The 3,947-nt window shown below is 64.9% G+C and carries 3 protein-coding genes; 1 reads left to right on the forward strand and 2 read right to left on the reverse strand.

Annotated elements, in window-relative coordinates; genetic code table 11:
- Nucleotides 1–430: 430 nt before the first annotated feature.
- On the forward strand, nucleotides 431–1,051 hold the full coding sequence (locus tag O3Q52_RS50005; RefSeq protein WP_269655070.1) for a transposase: 621 nt from the start codon (nucleotides 431–433) through the stop codon (nucleotides 1,049–1,051).
- Nucleotides 1,052–1,289: 238 nt separating this feature from the next.
- Here the strand turns inward: O3Q52_RS50005 and O3Q52_RS50010 are convergent, their stop codons facing one another.
- Nucleotides 1,290–1,502 carry an MbtH family protein gene (locus O3Q52_RS50010; protein ID WP_269655071.1) on the reverse strand — a complete coding sequence of 71 codons (213 nt, stop codon included), beginning with the start codon at nucleotides 1,500–1,502 and terminating at the stop codon, nucleotides 1,290–1,292.
- Between the two features lie 83 nt (nucleotides 1,503–1,585).
- A partial coding sequence (locus O3Q52_RS50015) for an amino acid adenylation domain-containing protein (protein WP_269655072.1) occupies nucleotides 1,586–3,947 on the reverse strand: 2,362 nt, incomplete at its 5' end.

Here is a 3,947-nt window from a genome sequence, read left to right on the forward strand (position 1 = left end):
CCGACGAGGGCGATTCGGGCCGCGACCTGGTGATTCCGTCAGCTTGATCTGCTACACCACTCGGCGGGACGCCATCGCAAGAAGGGCCTCTTGGTGGCTCGCGGATGTCGAGTCCAGCGAGAGACAAGAGGCCTTGTTGTTGTGTGTCACGTGGTCGTGGTCGCCGGGTCCAGTTCGCCCACTCGGGGGTGTGACTGTCTCGCTCACAGACACGGGAACGCGGTGGACCGGCCGGTTCGCCGGCCCCGGTACGGCTCGGACATGAGCGATGCCGAATGGGCTCTGATGAGAGAACTGCTACCGGTTCCGGGCTGGCTGGCGGGCGGGCCGCGGCAGGCGTCCGGAGGGCTACTGCCACCGGGCAGATAGTCGACGCGGTTCGCTCCCTCGTCGACAACGGCATCTCGACAACGGCATCAAGTGGCGGGCGATGCCCGCGGACTTCCCGCCCTGGCCGCGGGTCTACGCCTTCTTCGCCCGTTGGCGGGACACAGGGCTGGTGACCGAGCTGCACGAGCGGTTACGGGAAGCGGTCCGCCGGTCGCAGGGCCGTGCACCGCAGCCGAGTGCGGCCGTGGTGGACTCCCAGTCGGTCAAAGCGGAGGCCACAATCGCCCTCTACTCACGCGGCTTCGACGCGGGCAAGAAGACCAACGGTCGCAAGCGGCACCTGCTCACCGACACGCTCGGACTCCTGCTGACCGTGCTGGTCACACCGGCGTCCACCACCGACCGGGACGGCGCCCGGACGCTTCTGCCGACGGCAACCGGCCGCTTCAGGCGGCTATCACGGAGTGGGCCGACGGCGGCTACACCGGTCCGTCAACTCGCCCTCGTCATGGACCGCTGGTGGCCCGAGATCGAAGTCTTCGTCCACACCCGCATCAACAACGCCACAAGTGAAGGGATCAACCGCGTGATCAAGTTCGCCGGCCGCGCCGCCTATGGCTTCCGCAACCCGACCAACCAACGCCCCGAGCACGCTGCGTCACCACCCGCCGAGCCCCCGGACACCTCCGCACCGCATAACTTCGAAGACGCCGTTTACTGACCCGATCGAAGACTTGCCAGAACATCGTGTGCCGTAGCAAGCAGGCCTCGCGCCTACGCGATCTGCGCGGTTCAAGCTGTCGCGAAGCCGTCGACCAGAAGCATGCACGGAAGACTGTCACGTTCCGGGGGCACCGTAGTGCCGACAGATCGGCATGAACCGAGCATCACGCGACTATGCCAGTGAAGCGGCGGGGACGGGAGACGGAGCATCAGCCGCCGCCAGCCCCCGACCCCGCTCAGCCGCCGTTCATGGCGTCTATCAAGCTCTGGGGGCGCATGTCGGTCCAGGTCTGCTCGATGAAGTCGAGGCATGCCTGACGGGCTGCCTCTCCGAAGACCGACTCCCACCCGTCAGGCACGTCGACGAATGTGGGCCAAAGCGAGAACTGCCCCTCCTCGTTCTTCAGAACAAGGTAGTTGGCGTCCTGGTCCTCAAAAGGGTTCGTCATCATTCAGTCCTATCTGTCATTCACGGGTAGACATGTCGGGGTGGCCAACCGCGGCCAACGGGTTACACCAGCTCAGTCGACGACTATCCGTCCTTCGCCGTGGACAGCCAACCCGCAATTGCGCCCCAAAGCACAGAGAGCATGGAGGGATTGGCCATATCGTCGTGAGAACAAGGCAACCGTGACTCGCTTATGTGACCGGAAGCGTAGGGTTGCCACATGGCACGACCCCAACCATCCTCCAGCTCGTCCGACGAAATGAAGAGGAGATCGCCGTGAAACCTGCGAGGATAATGCTTCACATAGATACGGGTATTGTTCGCAATAATCCTCGCCCTTACTTCAGCCTCCTCTTCTGAGATCTCACTGCGGAAGTAGTCCGGAAGTCCGGCGAGATCACGAAGAGAAGGCGCCTCGTCTATTATTTCCGATACGTCCACATGGTCGCCGGGACCGTTGCCATCACGTTCTTGAATCGCTTGACGGACAATGCCTACAGAATCCCGGTCGGTCTCGTCCGCGTTGAGCTTCTCCAGTGGAGCCGGCGCATAGCCTCCCATGATGATGAGTGCCACTTGCTGGCCGTCTTCCTGCAGTTGCACAGCCATCTCCTGCGCCACACGGCCTCCCATCGACCATCCCAGCAGACGGTACGGACCGGACGGCTGCACGGTGCGCAATTCTTTGACGTATTCCTCTGCCATTTCCCGGATGGATCCCGGCAACTCACCCGCGCCGTCGACATCCCGCGCCTGCAAGCCGTACAACGGCATACCAGGAGGTACGAATCCGGCCAGAGGTGCGAAGCACCAACTGAGCCCGGATCGCGGATGAACACAGAAGAGGGGCGGCCGGCTCCCGTGCGTCCTGATGGGAAGGAGCATACGAAGCGAATCATTCGTCGCGGGAAGGCTGAGCCGGTGTGCGAGTCCTGCGACGCTGGGTGTTTCCATCAGCATATGGAGGGAGACATCGACACCCATGATCGAACGAATCCGACTCACCAGCTTGACCGCCAGAAGTGAATGTCCTCCGCGTTCGAAGAAGTTGTCCTCGACGCCGATGTGAGGCACATTCAGTTCTTCGGAGAAAATTCTGCACAGAATTTCCTCCTGGACCGATGAGGGTTCCCGGCTCGGCGTGGACCAAGTATGGTCCGGCGCCGAGAGTTGCCGTCGATCCAGCTTCCCGTTCGCCGTCAGCGGCAGACTCTCCAGGACCACCCACGCGGACGGCACCATGTACTCCGGCAGCATCGCGCCGAGATGGGCGCGCAGCGCAGCCAGGTCAACCCCGGCGGTGCCACCGTCACCGCTGGTGTGGCCACCGTCGGGGACGATATAGCCGACCAGGCGTTTGTCCCCGGGGTGGTCCTCACGCACCATCACCGCCGCCTGGGCCACGGACGGATGCGCGCTCAGCGCGGCCTCGACCTCACCCAGCTCGATCCGGAAACCCCGGACCTTCACCTGCTCATCCGTACGGCCGAGGTACTCCAGTTGTCCCTCAGCGTTCCAGCGGGCCAGGTCGCCGGTGCGGTACATCCGCTCACCCGGGGTGAAGGGGCTCGCAACGAACCGCTGCGCGGTCAGTCCCGGCCTGGCGTGGTAGCCGCGGGCCAGTTGGGCGCCGGAGACGTACAGCTCACCCGCGACACCCACCGGCATCGGCCGCAGCGCCGGGTCCAGGACGTAGACCCGGGTGTTCCACACCGGACGGCCGATCGGCGCGGTGCCCCCGGGCCATGCCGCCCGGTCCGCCGGCAGGGTGTGGGCGGTGACCACGTGTGTCTCGGTCGGACCGTAGTGGTTGTGCAGCACCGTCCCGACCGCCCCGCAAAGGTCACGGACCCGATCACTGAGCGCAAGGGCCTCGCCGGCCTGGGAAACATGACGCAGCCGTGGCAGCTCAGTGCCGTGCTCCGCCACAGCCTCACCGAGCGCGTCCACCATCAGGTTGGGGGCATACAGCTCGGTGGCCTTTTGCTCCCTCAGCCATGCGACGAACTCTTCAGGGTCACGCCTGATCTCTTCGTCCGGTACCACAAGGGTCTTGCCGTCCAAGAGGGCCGAGAGTATTTCCTGGGCCGAGACATCGAAGCTGATCGCGGTGAACTGAGCAACCCGCGAGTCAGCCTCGGCGGGGATGACGGAAGCGTGCCAGGACAACAGGTTGACCAGCGCGCCACAGGACATCACCACACCCTTGGGACGCCCGGTCGAGCCGGAGGTGTAGATCAGGTACGCGGGGTGCTGCGGCAGCAGCGGACGGGTCCGCTCCGTGTCGCCGGGAACGTCGGCCGGCAGGGCGCCTAGTTCGGCGACTACCGCAGGGTCGTCCAGCAGCAGCGCGGGTCCGGTGGATATGCGCCCGGCGACCTCTGTGATGGTCAGCGCCAGCGAGGGGACGGCGTCGGCCAACATGAAAGCGATCCGCTCGGCCGGG

The organism is Streptomyces sp. ActVer, assembly GCF_027270795.1.
GTDB lineage: Bacteria > Actinomycetota > Actinomycetes > Streptomycetales > Streptomycetaceae > Streptomyces > Streptomyces umbrinus_A.